20 protein-coding genes are annotated in these 22,617 nt (G+C 54.3%); 11 read left to right on the forward strand and 9 right to left on the reverse strand.

The genetic code is table 11. The features are described from left to right. Positions 1-14 precede the first annotated feature (14 nt). The 3 genes from feoA to greB all read right to left on the reverse strand — a co-directional run bounded on the left by feoA (position 15) and on the right by greB (position 3,634). Positions 15-239, reverse strand: a complete 225-nt coding sequence (feoA, locus tag E2L00_RS18170) for a ferrous iron transporter A (protein WP_167614203.1) — start codon at positions 237-239, stop codon at positions 15-17. A 457-nt stretch (positions 240-696) separates the two neighbouring features. Beyond that, positions 697-3,030: a Tex family protein gene (locus E2L00_RS18175; protein WP_167614205.1), complete on the reverse strand. Its 2,334-nt coding sequence runs from the start codon at positions 3,028-3,030 to the stop codon at positions 697-699. Positions 3,031-3,160: 130 nt separating this feature from the next. Then, the gene (greB, locus tag E2L00_RS18180; RefSeq protein WP_167614207.1) at positions 3,161-3,634 is read right to left on the reverse strand and encodes a transcription elongation factor GreB; all 474 of its coding nucleotides are present in this window, start codon (positions 3,632-3,634) and stop codon (positions 3,161-3,163) included. Between the two features lie 236 nt (positions 3,635-3,870). On the opposite strand from greB, the gene ompR reads away from it, so the two are divergent. Both ompR and envZ read left to right on the forward strand, forming a co-directional pair. Then, positions 3,871-4,590, forward strand: coding sequence for an osmolarity response regulator transcription factor OmpR (ompR, locus tag E2L00_RS18185; RefSeq protein ID WP_001157751.1), 720 nt, complete (start codon positions 3,871-3,873; stop codon positions 4,588-4,590). Then, complete coding sequence (gene envZ, locus E2L00_RS18190; protein WP_167614212.1) at positions 4,587-5,948, forward strand: two-component system sensor histidine kinase EnvZ; 1,362 nt, start codon at positions 4,587-4,589, stop codon at positions 5,946-5,948. The genes ompR and envZ overlap by 4 nt, the downstream gene beginning before the upstream one ends. A 50-nt stretch (positions 5,949-5,998) precedes the next feature. On the opposite strand, the gene pckA is transcribed toward envZ, so the two are convergent. The 5 genes from pckA to E2L00_RS18215 all read right to left on the reverse strand — a co-directional run bounded on the left by pckA (position 5,999) and on the right by E2L00_RS18215 (position 12,102). Continuing rightward, on the reverse strand, positions 5,999-7,618 hold the full coding sequence (gene pckA, locus E2L00_RS18195) for a phosphoenolpyruvate carboxykinase (ATP) (protein ID WP_167614214.1): 1,620 nt from the start codon (positions 7,616-7,618) through the stop codon (positions 5,999-6,001). 299 nt (positions 7,619-7,917) lie between these two features. Next, positions 7,918-8,796 carry an Hsp33 family molecular chaperone HslO gene (gene hslO, locus E2L00_RS18200; RefSeq protein WP_167614216.1) on the reverse strand — a complete coding sequence of 293 codons (879 nt, stop codon included), beginning with the start codon at positions 8,794-8,796 and terminating at the stop codon, positions 7,918-7,920. 24 nt (positions 8,797-8,820) lie between these two features. Continuing rightward, the gene (gene hslR, locus E2L00_RS18205) at positions 8,821-9,222 is read right to left on the reverse strand and encodes a ribosome-associated heat shock protein Hsp15 (protein WP_167614218.1); all 402 of its coding nucleotides are present in this window, start codon (positions 9,220-9,222) and stop codon (positions 8,821-8,823) included. Next, positions 9,219-9,902 (reverse strand): GMP/IMP nucleotidase, encoded by a 684-nt coding sequence (gene yrfG, locus E2L00_RS18210; protein ID WP_167614220.1) that lies wholly within the window; start codon positions 9,900-9,902, stop codon positions 9,219-9,221. Before yrfG ends, hslR begins: the two co-directional genes overlap by 4 nt. 58 nt (positions 9,903-9,960) lie before the next feature. Beyond that, a complete protein-coding gene (locus E2L00_RS18215) occupies positions 9,961-12,102 on the reverse strand; it encodes an intracellular growth attenuator family protein (RefSeq protein ID WP_167614222.1) in 2,142 nt (713 codons plus the stop codon). 325 nt (positions 12,103-12,427) lie between these two features. On the opposite strand from E2L00_RS18215, the gene nudE reads away from it, so the two are divergent. Continuing rightward, positions 12,428-12,988 carry an ADP compounds hydrolase NudE gene (nudE, locus tag E2L00_RS18220; RefSeq protein ID WP_167614224.1) on the forward strand — a complete coding sequence of 187 codons (561 nt, stop codon included), beginning with the start codon at positions 12,428-12,430 and terminating at the stop codon, positions 12,986-12,988. Between the two features lie 197 nt (positions 12,989-13,185). On the opposite strand, the gene mrcA is transcribed toward nudE, so the two are convergent. Further along, complete coding sequence (gene mrcA / locus E2L00_RS18225) at positions 13,186-15,738, reverse strand: peptidoglycan glycosyltransferase/peptidoglycan DD-transpeptidase MrcA (protein WP_167614226.1); 2,553 nt, start codon at positions 15,736-15,738, stop codon at positions 13,186-13,188. Between the two features lie 80 nt (positions 15,739-15,818). On the opposite strand from mrcA, the gene E2L00_RS18230 reads away from it, so the two are divergent. From E2L00_RS18230 to damX, 8 genes are all read left to right on the forward strand, one after another. Then, complete coding sequence (locus tag E2L00_RS18230) at positions 15,819-16,682, forward strand: type IV pilus biogenesis protein PilM (RefSeq protein WP_236127778.1); 864 nt, start codon at positions 15,819-15,821, stop codon at positions 16,680-16,682. Then, complete coding sequence (locus tag E2L00_RS18235) at positions 16,679-17,215, forward strand: PilN domain-containing protein (RefSeq protein ID WP_167614228.1); 537 nt, start codon at positions 16,679-16,681, stop codon at positions 17,213-17,215. The genes E2L00_RS18230 and E2L00_RS18235 overlap by 4 nt, the downstream gene beginning before the upstream one ends. A 112-nt stretch (positions 17,216-17,327) precedes the next feature. Next, on the forward strand, positions 17,328-17,678 hold the full coding sequence (locus E2L00_RS18240) for a HofO family protein (protein ID WP_167614230.1): 351 nt from the start codon (positions 17,328-17,330) through the stop codon (positions 17,676-17,678). Next, positions 17,668-18,054 carry a HofP DNA utilization family protein gene (locus E2L00_RS18245; RefSeq protein WP_167614232.1) on the forward strand — a complete coding sequence of 129 codons (387 nt, stop codon included), beginning with the start codon at positions 17,668-17,670 and terminating at the stop codon, positions 18,052-18,054. The genes E2L00_RS18240 and E2L00_RS18245 overlap by 11 nt, the downstream gene beginning before the upstream one ends. Next, positions 17,993-19,240, forward strand: a complete 1,248-nt coding sequence (pilQ, locus tag E2L00_RS18250; RefSeq protein WP_236127779.1) for a type IV pilus secretin PilQ — start codon at positions 17,993-17,995, stop codon at positions 19,238-19,240. The genes E2L00_RS18245 and pilQ overlap by 62 nt, the downstream gene beginning before the upstream one ends. Before the next feature lie 320 nt (positions 19,241-19,560). After that, the gene (aroK, locus tag E2L00_RS18255) at positions 19,561-20,082 is read left to right on the forward strand and encodes a shikimate kinase AroK (RefSeq protein WP_121267467.1); all 522 of its coding nucleotides are present in this window, start codon (positions 19,561-19,563) and stop codon (positions 20,080-20,082) included. Between the two features lie 57 nt (positions 20,083-20,139). Continuing rightward, positions 20,140-21,228, forward strand: a complete 1,089-nt coding sequence (gene aroB / locus E2L00_RS18260) for a 3-dehydroquinate synthase (RefSeq protein ID WP_167614234.1) — start codon at positions 20,140-20,142, stop codon at positions 21,226-21,228. 98 nt (positions 21,229-21,326) lie between these two features. Continuing rightward, a complete protein-coding gene (damX, locus tag E2L00_RS18265; RefSeq protein WP_167614236.1) occupies positions 21,327-22,613 on the forward strand; it encodes a cell division protein DamX in 1,287 nt (428 codons plus the stop codon). Positions 22,614-22,617: the final 4 nt, after the last annotated feature.

Raw genomic sequence — 22,617 nt, forward strand, 5'->3', positions numbered from 1 at the left:
GCCCGTCCCGTTTGTCAGGCCAGGGCTTCGACGTTTAATAATTCGAGATCTTTTTTACGTAAAACCAAATTGACGCGGCGTGTTTCGATATGAACCGGATCGCCAAGCGGCGCTACGCGTATGACATTAAAAGAAGAACCGGGCAACATGCCGAGGGACAATAATTTTTGTCGATAGGCCGGGCTTATTTCACGGGCGAAGCCGGTAATTTTCCACGCGCTGTTCGGTAAAAAATTCATAGGACCTTCTTAGAGCAAGACGCTAATTTGTTACTGGCGGAGCTGCTGTATTCACCGGCACGTCTGAAGCGCGGTGAAAGCCAACGGTCTTTTGGGGTAAAGGAGAAATAATAAGCAAAACAATGATAATGAGAATAATTTTTATCTGCAATAACTATTTATGAATGAGCGCGCATTTTTCAGTATTAAATGCAACAAGGCGTATGCTTATTTAATTTATTCCTGGACTAATGTTACGTTGATATTTCATGTGTTACGTAAATGATGCTTGTTGGTTTCTTATTTAAACATTCAGCGGAAATAGTTTTATTAGCTGCGGAATAATAGGGGCGGATAATTAACTGTTATTAATGAGTGGGCAGGAAGCGTCAGGAACAATACAGGTTAATTATGCGTTATATCCGCCCTGCCCTGGCTTTCAACAGGGCGGATATACGTTGCGTCATCCGCCGGTAGATTAGCTCTTCTTACCAAACGCGGCGGCCAGCGCATCGCTCATCGCGCTGTTGCCGTTGCTGGCGTTATCCCGTGCGCGCGGTTTGGCCTGCTGTTGCGCTGGTCGGCGGGCGTTGTTTTGCTCACGCGGCGCGCTGCTACGATGGTTACTGGTTTCACCCGGCTGTTCATCAAGGCGCATGGTCAGCGCAATACGCTTGCGGGCAAGATCCACTTCCATCACCTTCACTTTGACGATATCACCGGCTTTCACCACCTTATGCGGATCGTCGATGAATTTATCGGAAAGAGAAGAGATGTGCACCAGACCGTCCTGATGAACGCCGATATCCACAAACGCGCCGAAGTTGGTGACGTTGGTAACCGCGCCTTCCAGTACCATGCCCGGCGTCAGATCGTTCATGGTTTCCACGCCGTCGGCAAACTTCGCGGTTTTGAATTCCGGACGCGGGTCGCGGCCTGGTTTTTCCAGTTCTTTGATGATGTCGGTCACCGTCGGGACACCGAAGCGCTCGTCGGTAAACTCGCTCGCCTTCAGGCCGCGCAGCGCGTCGCCGTTGCCCATAAGTTCGGCAAGCGCCTGCTTTGTCGCGGCAAGAATACGTTCAACAACGGGATAGGCTTCCGGGTGCACGGTGGAGGCATCCAGCGGGTTATTGCCGTGATTGATACGCAGGAAGCCCGCGCACTGCTCAAAGGCTTTTGGCCCCAGACGGCTGACTTTCAGCAGCTGCTGGCGATCCTGGAAACGGCCATTTTCGTCGCGCCAGTTAACGATATTCTGCGCCATCATGCGCGTTAAGCCCGCAACGCGAGTTAACAGCGGCACCGATGCGCTGTTCAGATCCACGCCCACGGCGTTTACGCAGTCTTCCACAACCGCATCCAGCTTCTTCGCTAACTGCGACTGGCTGACGTCATGTTGATACTGGCCGACGCCGATAGACTTCGGATCGATTTTCACCAGCTCGGCAAGCGGGTCCTGCAGGCGGCGGGCGATAGACACCGCGCCACGAATCGAGACGTCCAGATCCGGGAATTCCAGCGCCGCCAGTTCCGAAGCTGAATAAACGGAAGCGCCCGCTTCGCTGACAATCACTTTTTGCGCGGTCACTTTCGGGAACTGCTGCTGTACATCAAGGAAGAAACGCTCGGTTTCACGAGACGCCGTCCCGTTGCCGATAGCCACCAGTTCGACGTTGTGTTTCTCACACAGCGCCGCAACGGCAACCGCGGCTTTTGCGGCCTGGCCGGTATGCGGATAAATGGTATCGGTGGCGACCAGTTTACCGGTTGAATCAACAACCGCTACTTTGACGCCGGTACGCAGACCTGGATCGAGGCCCATGGTGGCACGCAGGCCAGCAGGCGCGGCCATCAATAAATCATGCAGGTTGCGGGCGAAGACGTTGATCGCTTCTTCTTCGGCGCGTTCGCGCACGGTGCCCATCAGTTCGGTTTCCAGATGCATCAGCACTTTGATGCGCCAGGTCCAGCTCACGACGCCGCGACGCCAGGCGTCTGCCGGGGCATTGTTCAGGCGCAGAGCGAGATGGTCGATAATGAGCTGTTCGCAGTAGCTTTCACGCGGCGGCTCGTCGTGCTGCGGATCGGCATTCAGCGCAAGCTGCAAAACGCCTTCGTTGCGGCCGCGGAACATGGCGAGCGCGCGGTGAGAAGGGACGGTGGCGATGGGTTCGTGATGATCGAAGTAGTCGCGGAACTTTGCGCCTTCCTCTTCTTTGCCGCTAACCACGGTGGCAACCAGATATGCGTTCTTCCACAGGTAGTTACGTACTTTTGCCAGAAGCGTTGCGTCTTCGGCGAAGCGCTCCATCAGGATGTAGCGAGCCCCATCCAGCGCGGCTTTGGTATCGGCAACGCCTTTGTCCGCGTCAATGTAGCGAACGGCTTCCTGTTCAGGTTCGTGAGCCGGTTCGTTCCACAGGATTTCCGCCAGCGGCTCAAGGCCTGCTTCGATTGCAATCTGCCCGCGCGTGCGGCGTTTTGGCTTATACGGCAGGTACAAATCCTCAAGCTCGGTTTTGCTCAGCGTGCCGTTAATGGCGGCTGCCAGCTCGTCGCTCAGTTTGCCCTGTTCGGCGATAGATTTCAGAATGGCCTGGCGGCGATCGGACAGCTCGCGCAGGTAGCTCAGGCGTGTCTCCAGCTGGCGCAGCTGCGTGTCATCCAGACCTCCGGTGACTTCCTTACGATAACGTGCGATAAACGGCACGGTATTCCCTTCGTCGAGCAGGCGAACGGCTGCTTCAACCTGTTCATTTCTGGCCTTTAGCTCACCGGCAATAATGCGGCAGAGTGAATCATTCATCATGGCTTTATCATCTGTGTAGTGCGTTTAGTGCGGAAATTTCAGAGGACAGTTATACGGACTGGAGGGCAAAAATGCCAGCCACAGCGCCTTCCCGACGAGGAATCGGACGGTTCTGTTGCTGACACGGGAGCTATTTCACATACTCGATTTCATTGACGTACCACTGGGCTTCTCCGCCGGGAGTTTGCACCACGGCTAAATCGCCCACTTCTTTTTTCAGCAGCGCGCGGGCCATGGGCGAGTCGATAGAGATGTAATCCTTGCGGCCGAAAATCTCATCGTAGCCCACAATGCGGAATTTCAGCAGGTTGCCGTCGTCGTTTTCGATTTCCACCCAGGCGCCAAAAAACACTTTGCCTTCCTGCTGGGGCGAATAATCGACGATTTTAAGGTTCTCAAGGCATTTCGTCAGATAACGTACCCGGCGGTCTATCTCGCGCAGCCGTTTTTTGTTGTACTGGTAATCGGCATTTTCACTGCGGTCGCCAAGGCTTGCCGCCCAGGTAACCTTTTTGGTCACTTCCGGACGCTCCTCGCGCCACAAATAGTCCTTTTCTTGCCTGAGCTTTTCGTAGCCCTCGCGGGTAATCAATGGCGTTTTCATCGTTGGGCCTGCAACGTGGATAACAATAAGGTGATTTAAACCGATAAATCAGGGTGATGGCAATCCCGACAATGTGCGAAGCCGCTCATCGTTTTAGTAAAAAAATCGCTATAACCGACTGTTTAATATGCTTTGTAACAATTTCGACTAGAATATATACCAGATTTGTCTGGTCGTATTGACGCAGTTTTTTAAGAATACGCCCTCAACTGTTCGAGCCTTTGGGAGTAATAAGAATGCAAGAGAATTATAAAATTCTGGTTGTGGATGACGACATGCGTCTGCGCGCGCTGTTAGAGCGTTATCTCACAGAGCAGGGCTTCCAGGTCCGTAGTGTGGCAAACGCAGAACAGATGGATCGCCTGTTAACCCGTGAGTCCTTCCACCTGATGGTGCTGGACCTTATGCTGCCCGGCGAAGACGGCCTGTCTATTTGCCGCCGTCTGCGCAGCCAGAGCAACCCGATGCCGATAATCATGGTTACCGCAAAAGGCGAAGAGGTTGACCGTATTGTTGGCCTGGAAATCGGTGCCGATGACTACATTCCAAAACCTTTTAACCCGCGTGAGCTGCTGGCCCGCATCCGTGCGGTGCTGCGTCGCCAGGCGAACGAACTGCCGGGCGCGCCTTCTCAGGAGGAAGCGGTTATTGCCTTTGGCAAATTCAAACTGAATCTCGGCACCCGTGAGATGTTCCGTGAAGATGAGCCTATGCCGCTGACCAGCGGTGAGTTTGCCGTGCTTAAAGCGCTGGTCAGCCATCCGCGTGAGCCGCTTTCCCGCGATAAGTTAATGAACCTCGCCCGCGGCCGTGAATACAGCGCCATGGAACGTTCGATTGATGTGCAAATCTCCCGCCTGCGTCGCATGGTGGAAGAAGATCCGGCGCACCCGCGTTATATCCAGACCGTCTGGGGTCTGGGCTACGTATTCGTGCCGGACGGTTCTAAAGCATGAGGCGAGTCCGCTTCTCACCCAGAAGCTCGTTTGCCCGTACGCTGCTCCTGATCGTCACCCTGCTGTTCGTCAGCCTGGTGACGACCTACCTCGTGGTGCTCAATTTCGCGATTTTGCCGAGCCTGCAACAGTTTAATAAAGTCCTCGCCTACGAAGTGCGTATGCTGATGACCGATAAACTGCAGCTTGAAGACGGCACGCAGCTGGTGGTGCCGCCGGCTTTTCGTCGTGAAATTTACCGCGAGCTGGGGATTTCCCTGTATTCCAACGAAGCGGCGGAAGACGCAGGCCTGCGCTGGGCGCAGCATTATGAGTTTTTGAGCCATCAAATGGCGCAGCAACTGGGCGGTCCGACGGAAGTACGCGTTGAGGTTAACAAAAGCTCGCCCGTTGTGTGGCTAAAAACCTGGCTGTCGCCGAATATCTGGGTGCGGGTGCCGCTGACGGAAATTCATCAGGGCGATTTCTCGCCGCTGTTCCGCTATACGCTGGCGATTATGCTGCTGGCGATAGGAGGGGCATGGCTGTTTATCCGCATCCAGAACCGACCGCTGGTGGATCTGGAGCATGCCGCTTTGCAGGTGGGCAAAGGGATAATCCCTCCGCCGCTGCGCGAATACGGTGCTTCGGAGGTGCGTTCGGTTACGCGAGCCTTTAACCATATGGCGGCAGGCGTTAAGCAACTGGCGGATGACCGCACGCTACTGATGGCGGGCGTAAGCCACGACCTGCGCACGCCGCTGACGCGTATTCGTCTGGCAACGGAAATGATGGGTCAGGAAGACGGCTATCTTGCCGAGTCGATTAATAAAGATATCGAGGAATGTAACGCGATTATCGAACAGTTTATCGACTACCTGCGCACCGGCCAGGAAATGCCGCTGGAAACCGCCGATCTTAACAGCGTGCTGGGCGAAGTGATCGCGGCCGAAAGCGGCTATGAGCGCGAGATTGAAACCGCGTTGCAGGCAGGCGAGCTGCCGGTGAATATTCATCCGCTGTCGATTAAACGCGCCGTAGCCAATCTGGTGGTGAACGCGGCTCGTTACGGCAATGGCTGGATCAAAGTCAGCAGCGGCGGCGAGCTTAACCGCGCCTGGTTCCAGGTGGAAGATGACGGCCCGGGTATTAAACCGGAGCAGCTTAAGCATCTTCTCCAGCCGTTTGTGCGCGGCGACAGCGCGCGTAGCACCAGCGGTACCGGGCTTGGGCTGGCAATAGTGCAGCGTATTATCGACAACCATAACGGGATGCTGGATATCGACGTGAGCGAGCGGGGCGGTTTACGCATCAGGGCCTGGCTGCCTTTGCCGATAAGCAAAGTCGTCCATCAGAGTAAAGACAATAAACCGGCGTAAAATAAAAAACGAACCTCAGGAGGTTCGTTTTTTTATGGGCAATGAGAAGATTAAATCTTCGGTCCTGCGCTCACCAGGGCCGCGCCTGCCGGAGTATCGGTGTACTTCTCAAAGTTAGACACGAACAGCTTAGCCAGCTGCCCGGCTTTTTCCTGCCACTGTTCTGGCGACGCATAGGTGTTGCGCGGATCCAGGATGCGGGGATCAACCCCGGCCAGCTCCGTCGGGATAGCAAGATCAAACATCGGCAGGGTGAAGGTTTCCGCGTCGTCAAGCGAGCCGTCCAGAATCGCATCGATAATTGCACGAGTGTCTTTGATCGAGATACGTTTGCCCGTGCCGTTCCAGCCCGTGTTAACCAGATAAGCCTGCGCGCCTGCGGTCTGCATACGCTTCACCAGCACTTCGGCATACTGAGTCGGGTGCAGCGAAAGGAACGCTGCGCCAAAGCAGGCTGAGAAAGTTGGCGTCGGTTCGGTTACGCCGCGCTCGGTTCCTGCCAGTTTGGCGGTGAAGCCGGACAGAAAGTGGTACTGAGTCTGGTTCGCCGTCAGGCGGGAAACCGGCGGCAAAACGCCAAATGCATCAGCGGTCAGGAAGATAACTTTGGTGGCGTGACCCGCTTTGGAGACTGGTTTGACGATATTGTCGATATGGTAAATCGGGTACGACACGCGGGTGTTTTCAGTTTTTGAACTGTCGTCGAAGTCGATAGAGCCGTCTGCGCGTACGGTGACGTTTTCCAGCAGCGCATCACGACGGATGGCATGGAAAATATCCGGCTCGGCTTCTTCGGACAGGCGAATGGTCTTCGCGTAACAGCCGCCTTCGAAGTTAAACACCCCGTCGTCGTCCCAGCCGTGCTCGTCATCGCCGATCAGGCGGCGTTTCGGATCGGTGGAAAGAGTGGTTTTACCCGTGCCGGATAAACCAAAGAACACGGCGACATCGCCCGCTTCACCGACGTTAGCCGAGCAGTGCATAGAAGCAATACCTTTTAACGGCAGCAGGTAATTCATAATAGAGAACATTCCCTTCTTCATTTCGCCGCCGTACCAGGTGCCGCCAATCAGCTGCATCCTTTCGGTAAGGTTAAAGGCGACGAAGTTTTCGGAGTTCATTCCCTGCTCCTGCCAGTGCGGGTTGGTGCATTTGGCGCCGTTCATCACCACAAAGTCGGGAGTGAAAGATTCAAGCTCTTCACTGGTTGGGCGGATAAACATGTTCTTAACGAAATGGGCCTGCCAGGCCACTTCGGTAATAAAACGTACCGAAAGGCGGGTATCGGCGTTGGCGCCGCAGAACGCGTCGATAATGAACAGGCGCTTGCCGGAGAGCTGTCGGGTAACGAGACCTTTCAGGCTTTGCCAGGTCTCGACGGTGAGGGGTTTGTTGTCGTTCTTGCCTTTGCCGTTATCCGCCCACCAGAGCGTGTCACGGGTGGTGTCGTCACGAACGATATACTTATCTTTTGGCGAGCGGCCGGTAAAGATGCCGGTATCTACGGCGACGGCGCCGAGATGAGTTTCTACGCCTCGTTCAAAGCCTTCCAGACTGGGATCAAGCTCTTCGCGATACAGAGTGTCGTAATCGGGGTTATAAAGCACTTCACTCACATCGTTAATACCATAAGCCTTGAGATCCTGCGGGGTTATACCTTTAACTCGCATGTCACTGCTCCTTAGCCAATTTGTACTACCTCAGATTGTAGGGTTGTTTATTGCTTGTTAACCGCGACCAAACTCATAGATTTGAGCATCCAACTCACATCAGGGCAGCGGAAAACGCTGTGAAGCTAGTCACAATGGGGTGAGAGTATGGCAGGGATTGGCAATACGTCGGGTAAAATATTCCGAATATGTTAAAACACAGTGCAATAAACGGAAGCGATGTGATCGAGAGCGCGTTCGTAAGAAAGGGAATGAAAAACCGGGGCGGATAAGCGCGAACGCCGTCCACCCCAGGGAAATCAGTGAAGCTGGGGATCCGCCGGGGAGGCGTTGTTACGGATTGCGGCGATGTCCATGGCATCGAACACGTAGTGGCTGCCGCAGTAATCACAGTTCATGTCGATTTCGCCGTCATCTGCGATGATGCTGTCCACTTCTTCGTCCGGCAGGGTTTTCAGCGCGTCGGCGCAGCGTTCACGGGAACAGGTGCACTTGAACTCAACGGCCTGCGGATCGTAGAGCGTCACTTCTTCTTCGTGATACAGGCGCCACAGCACGTCATTGGCCGGCAGCGTAAGCATCTCTTCCGCAGTAATGGTTTCCGTCAGCGCGGCCAGGTGCGTGAAGTCATCTGCCTGGGCGTTTTGCGCAGGTAAAACTTGCAGCAGCATGCCGCCCGCAGCCGCCTGGCCTTGTACATCGCCGGTACGGATGAACAGACGCGTAGGCAGCTGTTCGGAACGCAGGAAGTAATCTTCCAGGCAGTCGGCCAGCGTATCGCCTTCCAGGCCCACAACGCCCTGATAGCGCTCGCCTTCGCTCGGCGTGATAGTGATGACCAGATAACCGTTGCCAACCAGCGTTTTCAAATCAGCATCAGCAGGAATATCGGCCTGAACGCGAGCCACGCCGCGCATTTGCTGTTTATTGTTGCCGTTGATCACCGCGAGAGTCATTGGGCCATCGCCCTGTAGCTGGACGGTGATATCGCCGTCAAACTTCAGCGTCGCCGTCAGCAGGCTAGTCGCGACCAGCAGTTCGCCGAGAATTTTTTTCACCGGCTGCGGGTAGTCATGGTTCTCCATGATCTGCTGCCAGGTTTCGGATACCGTTACCAGTTCGCCGCGCACGGCATAGTTTTCAAACAGGTAACGATGGAGTTGGTCGTGTTGAGCCATAGTTTTCTCTCAGTCAGGCGGCAGCTAGTCGTTGCCACCGTGTTTAAATTTCATCAGATCCCGGCGTTCTTTTTTGTCCGGGCGACGGTCCGGGTGCGGCATGGTCAGCGAATTCGTCTTGCGTGCCAGCGCCATTTTTTCCCGTTTTTCGAGGCTTTCCGCCGTCTCTTCATAAAGCTGCACCGCCTCCGTTGCCGGACGACGCTGCTCGGTTATGCCAAGTACTTTAACCGTGCGTTCATCGTTGCCCTGGCGCAGCGTTAGCATGGCGTTCAGTTCAACGATTTTGCTGGGCTTGCTGCGCTGCCCGTTGTAATGCACTTTGCCGCCTTCAATCATTTCCCGGGCCACGGCGCGAGTTTTGTAAAAGCGTGCGGCCCAAAGCCATTTGTCGAGGCGTACGTCTTCGGACGATTTCTCTTTCATCGCGACTCCTTAACCCGAAGCGAGGGGATCAGGTGACGATAGTCATTCAACGCGGGATGACGCTGCCAGATTTTGTCTGCCATTCCGGAATCCGGATTGGTGACGCCCAGGCAGTAGCGAATACCAAACTTTGCCGCTGCGTCCAGAATTGGCTCGCTATCATCGATAAATACGGTTCTTGCTTCGTCCAGCCCCGTATGCGCTGCCACAGCTTGCCACAACCGTTGATCCTCTTTTGGATAACCAAATGTGTGGGTGGAAAGCAATAAATCAAGGTGCTGTGCTAAACCGGTGTGTTCAAGTTTCACCGCCAGGTTATAAGGATGCGCATTTGTCAGCAGTATTCGCCGCTTACCACAGGCTTTTAACGCATCGAGGAACGGGGCGGTATCTTCACGCAGTACGGCATTTGGTCCCTGAGCGGTGGTCATGGCGCGGATATCCAGCCCAAGCCGTTCGCTCCAGTAATCCAGACAGTACCAGTTTAGCGTATGTTGCACGGCATGATATTCACTGGCAATCAACCGGTGAGCTTCATCCAGCGGGATGTTGCGCTCAAGGCTTACGGTTTCCGGAACCAGCTTCTGCCAGAAGTGGGTATCAAACGCGAGATCCAGCAGCGTGCCGTCCATATCGAGCAAAACGGTGTCGACATCCTGCCAGGCAATATCAATATGCATGGGTTAAACCTGATTGGGAGAGAGCTACGCGACAGGTTAGCATACTGTCGCGTGAAGTTTAGAACAGCGAGCGTATCGCGGGGAGTGGCGCTAACGACGGATTCATACAGCTTTCATAGTACTGCTGAATCTGCGCCAGGCGATGGCGGCTGCGGCGATAGCGGCGCAGCGCAAGCATACCGTTTACCGCAAGGCTTACCAGCATGCTGAAGAGCAGCAGCGTTGTGGCGATATAGCGCCAAAGGCTGCTGCTGTCCGGGATGCGGTGCAATGTGACATGCTGGGTGCCGTTCGCATCGGTTCTCAGGCCGGTGATAATACCCTCGGCGCTGAATGGCGTCTGGAGCAGCATTTCGGCAAGACGCTGGAACTCGCCCCATTGCTGCTGGGCCGGATAGTCATACAGAGAAACCGGTGGCAGCGGTTGATCGACCAGATCGCTGACTTCATCGCTGATAATAACAAACCCGCCGGGTGCCGGGCTGTTGAGCTTCTGCGCCGCGCGGTTGGTTTCACGGATGAAGAACGGGGCGGTTGAGGTCATCACCAGATTGTCGAGCGATTCGGCGCTGACCGGCCGTAGCAGGACGTTTACGCCGTCGAGTTTGCCCGCATCGGCTCGTTTGATCAGTGAATCCCAGTCCTTGGTATTGCCCAGGTTAATCAGCGCGTTTTTTAGCCGCACGCATTCGTCATCGGACGTACACAGCGCCTGAGTTTTTTGCACGATGCCGGCAAAATCATCCAGCAGCACCATCCCCGATTTCTGGATAGCGGTTCTTAACTGCGGGTTAACCTTTGAATCGGCTTCCGTTTGCGGATGGATTTGGCCGCTTACGGCCTGAATCAGGGCGGTGGCTTTGTCCATGATATCCGATTCCGGCAGCGGTAACGGGCGTGCGGTATTCCAGATAATCTGCGAACAGTCAAACGGCGTAAAAGTGGAGTTCTCTTTGGCAGTGTAGGCGCCTGGCAAATGAATATTGCACATGCCGGTACCTTTGACGCGCAGCGTGTCGCCGACGCGCAGCGTGGTTTTATCCAAATCGGCAACGCTTGTGGCTTCGATGGACTGGGCGCCTTTCAGCCAGGAGATGCTTAACTTAAGCGGCATCTCAAGCGGAACCCAAATAGTCAGCATCAACAGTACCACCAGCGCACCGGCGGCGATCACCAGGTTGCGCACCCAGTGCTGAATGGGGAAATTTTTGACCTCATCATGCAGCGACAGGAAGCGTCCCTGACGCACAACGTTGCGGTCCAGATAGATATCGATGTCGGTTTCCTGCCCCAGATCCTGGGCTACATAGGGTTGCCAGTGCGGGGGATAAACCAGATCGATAATGCCCAGCGAGATGTTGTTGATCTGCTCCTGATTGGACTCGCCAAATAATCCCCAGCGCTTTGGCGTGCCTCGCAGACAGTGTATTTCGCGTAGCGTATTTTTTGCCGGCGGAGCGAATAGCCCCCACAGGCTTGCCGCCAGCAGCATAATTGCGCCGCCCAACAGCCACGGCAGCACCACGGAAGGGCTGACCAGGCAAAGAAACAGCATCACGAAGGCGACGCACATAAGAATGGCTTCGCGCAGCCCGTCCGGCCGGCTCAGGGCGGCTTCTTCAGGCGTTTCCTGGCGGATATTCAGCAGTTCGATTTGCTCGCTTTCTTCACCGCGAATAGACGCCTGGCTACCGGGGGTGCGTTCCAGCGCGAAGCCCCGGCTTTCGCTGTTATCTTCATTTAGCGTGTGGCCATTAAGCGAAATCACCAGCGGGACGGTTTCAGTACGAATCAGCTCAACGTTATTATCGTTAGTGATGTACTGCTCCCAGAAAGGAGGCAGATGGACTTCAACAGAATCAAGGTAATAGCGCCATTTATTGGCGTCATCGGTCGACAGGCCATAGCGGGTGATGGAGCGGGTTAGAGAAAGAACCGTATTACTCTGCGCATTGAGGACCAGTTTTACCGGCGCGGTACTGGCACCAGAAGGCCCGACGATATCCTGCGTACGGGTTAGCGTCTCAATGTAGTTTTCAATAGCAGCGCGTTCTTCGGCAGTTAATTTGCGCGAGGTTGCTCCGGTAAAGGATTGCGCGTGCGGCAAATCGGCACGCAGCCTCAGGCTGCGCCAGACCAACCATCCGGCAATCAATACGCAGGCCAGCATAGCAGCTAAAAGAAGTAATAAGGTGCTCATGCTTTCCCCATCAAATAATCGTTTTCTTATTCAAGCGCAGCAAGTTGCACCCCTGCAAAAAAGTTATGGGTGTAAGAATTGTTATCGGCAGGTATGAACAAGAACTTGAGACATATTTTAAGGGCACATCCTGCGGTAAACTGATGTTAGCAAAGCGACTTCCTGGTAAATATCAGCAAATTCCTATTTCAAAGCCATCTATTGACATATACGTCAGGCGCAATCGGGAAGTTACAAAAATGTAAATAATAACCAATGTGCATTGCGCGAGATGTGCGGCATACCGCACAATAGCTTTCTGTATTCACTGTTAAATCCAGCCACAATGAGCAAATCCTTACAAAAACCGACTATTTTACATGTTGAAACCGTGGCCCGTTCACGTCTGTTTAATGTCGAAACGGTGGACCTGGAGTTTAGCAATGGCGTTCGACGCGTGTACGAACGTATGCGTCCCTCTTCCCGGGAAGCGGTAATGATCGTTCCGATTGTGGACGATCATGTGATCCTGATCCGTGAATACGCGGTTGGTACAGAATCTTATGAGCTTGGCTTTTCTAAAGGGCTAATCGATCCGGGTGAAACCGTGTTTGAAGCGGCAAACCGCGAGCTTAAAGAAGAGGTTGGTTTCGGCGCGCATGAATTGACGTTCCTTAAAAAGCTCACCATGGCACCGTCTTATTTCTCCAGCAAAATGAACATCGTGGTTGCTGAAAACCTCTATCCTGAGTCTCTGGAAGGTGACGAGCCGGAAGAGCTGCCGCAGGTTCGCTGGCCGCTGGCGTCGCTAATGGATTTGCTGGATGAGGAAGATTTCAGCGAGGCGCGTAACGTCAGCGCGCTGTTCCTGGTCAGGGAATGGCTAAAAGAGCAGGGACGTTTATAGCATCATAAAAAACCTTCTTTCGAAGGGTTTCAGACTGATGGCAAACTCTCAACCAACACAGGTTGAACCTATACCGCCGAATAAAAAATAAGCAAAATCAACGGATTGGTTTTCGGCTGATAAACACAAAGAAGGAAAAACCACGCTTTTCCTTCTTTGTCAGCAATCTAAAACCCTTCTTTCGAAGGGTTTTTTCATCAGAACAGCTCGTGCACTTCGCCGTTATCAATAATCGTTGTGCCCACCTCATGCACCGCCTGTTGCGTTGGCTGCGTGCCCTCAATGAAATACTCTTCACGACTGTTGCCGCCGTTGGCCAGCTGACCGGTGCTGCGGTCGATATTCACCGTCACGATGCCCGGCGGCGGCGTGGCTGGCTCTTCAGGTACGCCGTCCAGCGCCACTTTCATAAAATCATCCCATGCGGGCTGGGCGCTTTTGGCACCGCCTTCATAACCTGAAATCTGATCCTTAATCGCGCCGCTTGCAGAAGTGCGGCCAAGATTGCGGCGATGATCGTCAAAGCCTATCCACACGGAGGTTACAACACCGGGACCGTAACCTGAGAACCACGCATCTTTTGAACTGTTGGTTGTGCCGGTTTTGCCGCCGATGTCGCGACGTTTCAAGTCGCGTCCGGCGCGCCAGCCTGTGCCCTGCCAGCCCGGTTCCCCATAGATATTGGAGGTAAGCGCGCTTTTAATCAGGAACGACAGCGGTGTGTTAATCACATGTGGCGCGTATTCCGGTGCGGTCGTTTGGGCGACCAGATCGCTGTTTGCCTGTTCCAGTTTCGGCATTGGCACGCTGGCGTTTTGCTGTTCCTGAGAAACAGCCACGTCTTCGACGTTCTGATTTTCCAGCACGTTAGATTTCTGCGTTTCGCCGTAAATCACCGGTAAATCGCACTCGGCGCAGGCTACTTTTGGCTTCGCTTCGAAAATAGTCTGGCCGCCGTCATCAACGATTTTGGTAATGAAATACGGATCCACCAGGAAGCCGCCGTTTGCCATCACCGAGTAGCCACGCGCGACCTGCATCGGCGTGAATGACGCGGAGCCCAGCGCTAAAGATTCGGTATGCACGATATTCTGAGCCGGGAAGCCGAAACGCTGTAAATACTCCGCGGCGTAATCCACGCCCATGGCGCGCATCGCACGCACCATCACCACGTTTTTCGACTGGCCCAGGCCCTGACGCAGGCGAATCGGCCCGGCATATTCAGGCGGTGAATTTTTAGGACGCCAGTCGGAACCGGCACCGGCATCCCAACGCGAGATGGGCACATCGTTCAGGATACTTGCCAGGGTTAAACCTTTATCCATCGCCGCGGTATAGAGGAACGGCTTAATATTCGAGCCGACCTGACGCAGCGCCTGAGTGGCCCGGTTAAATTTGCTTTGGTTAAAGTCGAACCCGCCGACCAGAGCCAGCACTGCACCGTCACGTGGATTGATAGAAACCAGCGCGGAGTTCACATCCGGAACCTGGCCCAGCCACCACGCGTCATCAACTTTACGCACCCAAATCTGCTGTCCTGTCTGCACCACATCGGTGACTTTGCGCGGGGTCGGGCCTTGCGAGGTGTCAGAGCGATACGGACGTGCCCAGCGCACGCCGCTCATGCCCAGCGACACTGAAGTACCGTCCGCCAGCAGAGCGGTTGCTTCGGTTGGATTCGCACCGGTGACAACTGCCGGGAACAGCGGGCCATAAACCGGCAGGTTCTTCAGGGAATCGATGATTTTTTTCTCATTCCAGGCGCTTTCACCCACCTTCCACAGCACGTTTGACGGGCCGCGGTAGCCGTGGCGCATATCGTAAGCCATCACGTTGTTACGGACGGCCTGTTGCGCACCCTGCTGAATCCTGCGGGTTATGGTGGTGTAAACCTTATACCCTTCTTCATAAGCTTTATCGCCGTAGCGGCTTACCAGATCCTGACGCACCAGTTCTGACAGATAGGGCGCTGAGAAGGCGATTTCCGGCGCGTGATAATTCGCGACGATGGGCTGGCTGCTGGCTTCGTTGTACTGCGCCTGAGTAATGTAGTTTTCACTCAGCATGCGCGAGAGCACGACATTACGACGGGAAGTCGATCTTGTTAAGGAATACAGCGGGTTAAAGGTTGACGGCGCTTTTGGCAAACCGGCAATAACCGCCATTTCGCTGAGCGTAAGCCGATCGACTGTTTTGCCAAAATAAACCTGTGCCGCTGCGCCAACGCCGTATGCGCGATAGCCGAGGTAAATTTTGTTCAGATAGAGTTCAAGAATTTCATCTTTGCTCAGCATCTGCTCAATACGTATCGCCAGGAACGCTTCCTTAATCTTACGCATCATGGTGCGTTCCGGACTCAGGAAGAAATTACGCGCCAGCTGCTGAGTAATGGTACTTGCGCCCTGCGAAGCATGGCCTGAGAACAGCGCAACGCTTACCGCACGGAAAATCCCCACCGGATCAACGCCGTGATGCTCGTAGAAGCGGCTATCCTCGGTGGCGATGAATGCTTTCACCATTTCGGGTGGAATCTGGTTCAACGTCAAGGGGATACGACGTTTTTCGCCGTACTGGGCAATCAGTTCCCCGTCAGCGCTGTAGACCTGCATTGGAATCTGCAGCCGCACATCTTTTAGCGTGGCGACGTCAGGTAGCTGCGGTTCTATAAATTTGTATAACCCGTAAATCGAGCCGGCTCCCAGCAGAATGCAACAGACTGCAAGGATTAATAAATACTTTACGAACTTCACCTTAAATTTCCCATTAGGTTTCCACTGGGCAGTTTATAAACAAACGCGCGGTAGTATAAAGGCAAGCCAGAAGCTTTGATATGCCAAATTCGCAAGCAAACGATACGGAGATCGTCACTATGTTTATCAGCACCTGGCAAATAGGCCTGGAAATTCAACATCAAACGCTGCGTGCGGTGGCCATACAGCGGCAGCGTCAGGGATGGCAGCTACGCCGCTGGTGGCTTCTGCCCCTGCCGGAAAACACCCTTCTGGAGGGCGTTGTGCGGTCGCCGGAATGCCTGGTAAAAGTGCTGGCGCAGTGGCGGCGGGAGCTGCCGCTACGTCATCAGCTTCGCGTCGCGTTTCCAACCCAGCGTACCTTACAACGCCCGGTGCCAGCGCCGGACAATCGCCTGCAGGAATCGGCTCGTGAAAGCTATCTTGCCGCCTCCGCCGCAAGACAGCTACAAATGTCGCCTGCTCAACTGAACTGGGACTATACGGTGATGCCGCAGGCTCCGGCTCAATTAAGGGTGATCGCCGCCCGGCACAGCGAGGTTCAGGAACTGCTTGCATGCCTTGCAAAACAACGTCTGTTCCCCGCAACGCTTACCCCCGGTGCGAGCGTGCTTCCCATCTTTGGCAGCTTATGCAGCCCATCTAAGCCGCGTTTTTTGGTGCATCGGGAATGCGATCACTGGCTTTGGGCAACCTCCAGCGAAGAGCCGGAGTGGGGATGGGTAGATGCCCGGCAGGCGCAGACGTTTGCTGATGTGTGCCGGCAACTGGCAGTCGAGCCACAGGAAGTGGCTTTCAGCAGCGCGGCGGCGGAACCCCTACCGCAGGGTGCGCTGCCATTAGATGCCTGGCGTGCGCTGGTTCGGCTGCAGCCGCCGTTACCGCAACGCGGAGGAAGCTTTACCGTGGCGATTGGGCTGGCAATTGGGCGGGTCAGCCGATGATCCCTTTTATCAATCTGCTGCCGTGGAGGAAACAATATCGCCAGCGGCAGTTACGCTACTGGAGTTTGTTGGCCGCCGGGTGCACGCTTTCGGTGACTCTGACGGGTATCGCCGGGCCTGCTTTGCTTGCGTGGCAGGGGGAGCGGCAACGCATACAGGCCGAATATCTCTCACAGCTTCGTGTCTTATTGCAGCGCAAACTTCAGCAGGTACAACTGCTGGAAAAACGGCAAAAATTACAGGAGGCGCGCAAAGCACAACGGCTATCGGTAAGCGAGTGGGAGCAACGGCTTACCCGGCTGGCCAGCCTGCTGCCCGCGGGTGTCTGGCTTACCTCTCTTTCCATGAAAAGCGGGCAGGTAGTCGTTCACGGCAATGCGGAAAAGCCAGAGGAGGTTCGACTGATGGAGCAAAATCTACGGCGGCTTGCAGGCATTGCTGAGGTGGCGGCGAAGGGAATTCAACGTAACGCCAACGGCTCGCTGGTCTTCACCTTTACATTTGTATCTGCGGAGGCGGGCCATGCTGACTGAACGCTGGTTAGCCATCCCCCGCTGGGTGAGGTACGCGAGCCTTGCCGCTGTTAATGGCGCAGCGATTGTACTTATTGTGTGCTTTTTTATTCGGCCTCAGCAGGCGCAGTCAGTGGAATCTTTACTTATTAATCAGCGGGAAAGCAAAAAAATCTCTCTGCTGCGCCGCGGCATTATGTCTTTGGTTTTGTCAACCCGCGAAGCGGCTCAACATATTGACGCCGCGCCACTGACGGCGTTTTCAGCGATAGAGCTTGTCCATCATAGCGGTGGAAAGCTTGAAAAATGGCAGCCCGAGAGCAAACCCGCAATGCTGGTAATGCTGCTGCCATGGGAAAAACTCCCTTCCTTGTTTGCCCATTTTTCTGCCTGCCGTGCCGTGGTGCTACAGGGCTTTAACGTCGAACCAAAAGGTGAACTGCTCAGGCTGGTTATGACGGTGGGCTTCACCGATGAGCCCTAATTTTCTCCTGGTTCTGCTGTTGGTGGTTCAGACGGCTTTTTCCATGCCCCGCAATCCCTTTCAACCGCTGCTTTCACCCTGTGATGTCCTGCTTAAACAGCTGGCACAGTGGACGCTTCATGGCGTGATTAGCTCTGATAAAGGCGCGATCGGCGTAATGCGCGATGCGCAGAAAAAATGGCGTCGTATCACTAGCGGGATGGAGATAGCGCCCGGCGTGCGGGTCCTTGATATCAGCCAACAGCGTTTATCCGTAACGGTGCCTTCAGAATGTGGGCAGTCTTTTTATTCATGGAAAATGGAAGGAAAAAAATATGGCATGGATGCGTACGTTCGCTCTGCTAATAGCCTGGTCCTCAGCAAGCCTCGCGGATAGAGGCGTATCGCTGGTGCTGGATAACGCGCCCGTGGCCCAGGTTTTACAGGCGCTGGCAGAAAATCAGAACGTTAATCTGCTAATAGCCCCGGGCGTGGAGGGCGTTGTGTCGCTCCATCTGCAAAACATTCCCCTGAAGCAGGCTTTCCAACTGGTGCTAAAAACGGCGGAGTTAACGCAGCTTCGCGAAGGAAATGTCTTACAGATCGTACCGAAAGTAAGGCTTCAGCAACAGCAGGCTGTACAGGAGGAGCAGCGGAAACAGCAGGCGCTAAAACAGCCTTTGCTTAGTCAGGTTTTCTCTCCGGCTTATGCCGATGCTGGCGAGTTAGCCGCATCGCTTAAAGCTGCGGGGGAAAAACTTTTAAGCCCGCGCGGAAGTATCACCGTGGATAAACGTACTAATCGTCTCATCGTACGGGATAATAAGCCTGCGCTGAAACAGATAGCCGGCTGGATGAAGGAGATGGATCTCCCCATGGGGCAGGTGGAAATCGCGGCGCATATTGTCACGATTAACCAGAACAAGCTGCATGAACTAGGCGTGAAGTGGAATCTGGCGCAAAGCGACAAGGGTAGCGCGGCTCCTCGTTTTGCAGGCCTGGGTGCGGATGTTTCTGCGGGCGCCGCGACAGCGCGCGTTGGCTTTAACATTGCGCGTATCGATGGGCGAATGCTTGAGATGGAATTATCCGCCCTTGAGCAACAGCAGCAGCTTGAAATTATCGCCAGCCCCCGGCTGATGGCTGCCCACCAGCAACCAGCCAGTATCAAACAGGGTACGGAGATCCCCTATCAGGTTTCCAACACAGAGAGCGGAGTAAATTCCGTGGAATTTAAAGAAGCGGTACTAGGTATGGAAGTGACGCCGACCATCCAGCCGCGGGGTAACATCCGTTTAAAATTGCGAATTAGCCAGAATATGCCGGGGCGTAGCATTGAGCAGGCCAATGGCGAGGCGCTGGCAATAGATAAGCAGGAGATTGAGACCGTCGTGTCAGTGAAAAACGGTGAAACGCTCGCGTTAGGGGGTATTTTTCAGCAGCATAGTAAAAATAGCCGTGATAACGTTCCTCTACTGAGCGCTATCCCGCTGCTTGGCGGCCTGTTTCGCCACGATGCAAAAGACAGCCAGCGTCGTGAGCTGGTGGTTTTTATTACGCCCCGACTTATCCCGATTCCGTAGTTTTTTCTAAAGCTGTCGAGGGATTTTTCTCGTAATCGTAGCTCAGGTGTTTGACGGCAGAGAGGAATTAGCTTACAAGGTGTACCGTTTCGAGAAGCAGGGTAGTGATTTCCTGCGACCGATAAACCTGATTTATACTTTTCATCCCTCACCTGAGGCGTTGAGTGATTTAATCGGTTGCCAAACTACCTTGAGTGTTGAGATAATTTTTAGTCTGATTCTCGAACTCACGCTTATGAGGTTTCAGTTCATGTCCCGCCGCAGCAAGTTGTTAACGGGTGGGTTTATCATCAACGAATTGTCTTAGTAGTACCGAAAAAATGGCAGAGAAACGCAATATCTTTCTGGTTGGGCCTATGGGTGCCGGCAAAAGCACTATTGGGCGTCAGTTAGCTCAGCAACTCAATATGGAATTTTTCGATTCTGATCAAGAGATTGAGAAACGTACCGGAGCTGATGTGGGCTGGGTATTCGACGTTGAAGGCGAAGAAGGCTTCCGCGATCGCGAAGAAAAAATTATCAACGAACTCACTGAAAAACAGGGCATTGTGCTGGCGACTGGTGGCGGCTCTGTGAAGTCTCGCGAAACCCGTAACCGCCTCTCGGCCCGTGGCGTTGTGGTTTACCTTGAAACCACAATTGAGAAGCAGCTTGCTCGCACTCAGCGCGATAAAAAGCGTCCGTTACTGCAGGTTGAGACGCCACCTCGTGAAGTTCTTGAGGCCCTGGCACAAGAACGCAATCCTCTATACGAAGAGATTGCAGATGTGACGATTCGCACTGACGACCAAAGTGCCAAAGTGGTTGCTAACCAGATTATTCATATGTTGGAAAGCAATTGATTCTGGCTTAATCGAGACACGCCTGCGGGCAAAGCTTCTTAAGGTGGACTTCGCGTTATGGAGAGGTTAACGGTTACTCTCGGGGAACGTAGTTACCCTATCACCATCGCTGCCGGGTTATTTAATGACTCGGCGTCCTTTTGGCCGCTGAAGGCTGGCGATCAAACGATGCTGGTGACCAACAAAACCCTTGCGCCACTTTACCTGGATAAGGTTCGTGGTTTGCTTGAGCAGGCGGGCGTCAAAGTCGATACCGTCATCCTACCGGATGGCGAAAAATTCAAAAGTCTTGCTGTACTCGATACCGTGTTTACGGCACTGCTGGAAAAACCGCACGGTCGAGACACAACGCTAATCGCTCTTGGCGGCGGCGTTGTAGGCGATCTGACCGGTTTTGCAGCAGCGAGCTATCAGCGCGGCGTGCGCTTTATTCAGGTTCCCACCACTTTGCTTTCGCAGGTGGACTCCTCCGTTGGCGGCAAAACAGCCGTTAACCATCCCCTCGGTAAAAATATGATTGGCGCGTTCTACCAGCCTGCTTCAGTGGTGGTGGATCTCGACTGTCTCAACACCTTACCGAAACGGGAGCTGGCGTCGGGCCTGGCAGAAGTTATCAAATACGGCATTATCCTTGATGCGGCGTTCTTTAGCTGGCTTGAGAATAATCTCGATGCTTTATTAGCGCTGGATGGCAAAGCGATGGCGTATTGCATTCGCCGCTGTTGCGAACTGAAAGCGGAAGTTGTGGCAGCCGATGAGCGCGAAAGCGGCTTACGTGCTTTACTCAATCTGGGCCATACCTTTGGTCATGCGATTGAAGCCGAAATGGGTTATGGCAACTGGCTACATGGCGAAGCCGTTGCAGCCGGTATGGTCATGGCCGCACGCACGGCGTTTCGCCTGGGACAATTCAGTGAAACCGATGTTCAACGTGTTGTTACGTTGCTACAACGTGCCGGGTTGCCCGTCACCGGGCCGCGGGAAATGTCAGCAGACGCATATATGCCCCACATGATGCGTGATAAGAAAGTCCTGGGGGGCGAGCTGCGCCTTGTGCTGCCGCAGGCTTTAGGGAAGAGTGAAGTGCGTGGCGGAGTGCCACACGATGTCGTTCTGTCAGCCATCGCTGATTGTCAGCAGGCTTAACTATTAGAAATGATTGGTCGCAGTAACCGGGCGATTTTTAACTTCGGGTGACGTGCAAAGTACGTATCGCTGGCATAAGCCTTTGAGTGGGGTGTTAAATGGATGAATTCAAACCGGAAGACGAGCTGAAACCCGATCCCAGCGATCGTCGTCGGGATCGTTCACGCAATTCTGACGAGTTCGATAACGAACCGCAGATCAACGTCGATGATATCGACATTGATGCTGATGAGCCTCGTTCCTCACGATCGCGTCGCCCTCGCGACGAAGAAGAGGAATATGAGGGTGACGATGGCCTGAAAGTTGAAGCCGTCGAACGTCGTCCCGCGCGCGGTCGTAAAAAAGCACCGCAACAAAAAGCGCCCGTCTCTCGTCAGCATCTGATGATGGGGATTGGCATTCTGGTTCTGCTGCTGCTCATCATTGGTATTGGTTCCGCGCTTAAATCGCCTTCAACCGACACGGAAACCGCCAATAAAAATCCCAATGCGGAAAAGAGTATCGATCTTTCTGGCAGCAATGATTCCGTTGCCAATCAGGCGAATGGTTCTCAGCCACAGCCCGGTGATGCCACCGTAGCTGATCAGACTGCGAACAAAGATCAACAGCCGCAGGAAGTAAATTTACCCCCTATTTCTTCTACCCCAACCGAAGCGCAAACGCAGCCAATCCCGGAAGGGCAGCAGCGTGTGGAAGTCCCGGGCGATCTGAACAACGCGCTGACTGCGCAGCAGGGCCAGATCGATAACGCAGCAAGCGGTTCTACTCTGCCGACACAGCCAGCTACGGTTGCGCGTGTTGCGGGCGGTAATACCGCGTCTGTGCCGACTCAGGCTTCAAATAACGAGCCGGTCCGTCAGCCAGCCACACGCCCGGAGCGTAAAAAGGTGGTGATTGAGCCGCATAAAACTCAGCCAGCACAAGCTAAACCTCAGGCAACGGCGAAAACTACCGTAGCGGAGCCAAAACCGGTTGTGACCGCGAAACGTAGTGAACCTGTAGTAACGGCTCCGGTTAAAGAACCTGTTAAAGCGCCAGCGGCAACAGCGGCACCGAAAGCGACAGCCAGCGCGCCTGCGGCAAGTGGCGCCACGGTAAGCGGCGATGCAAGTGCCATTAAAGGCGCGCCGGGAAGCCATTACACGCTGCAGCTCAGCTCTTCGTCTAACTCCACAAACCTGAACGCATGGGCGAAGAAAGAGAAGCTGCAACATTACATGGTGTATCAGACTGTGCGTAACGGTCAGCCGTGGTATGTGCTGGTAAGCGGCGTTTATGCCAGCAAAGACGAGGCGAAACGTGCCGTTGCAACGCTGCCGGCTGACGTGCAGGCGAAGAACCCGTGGGCAAAACCAATTCATCAGGTTCAGTCCGATCTGAAGTGATGAG

It is taken from the genome of Cedecea colo (assembly GCF_011808225.1).
Taxonomy (GTDB): domain Bacteria; phylum Pseudomonadota; class Gammaproteobacteria; order Enterobacterales; family Enterobacteriaceae; genus Dryocola; species Dryocola colo.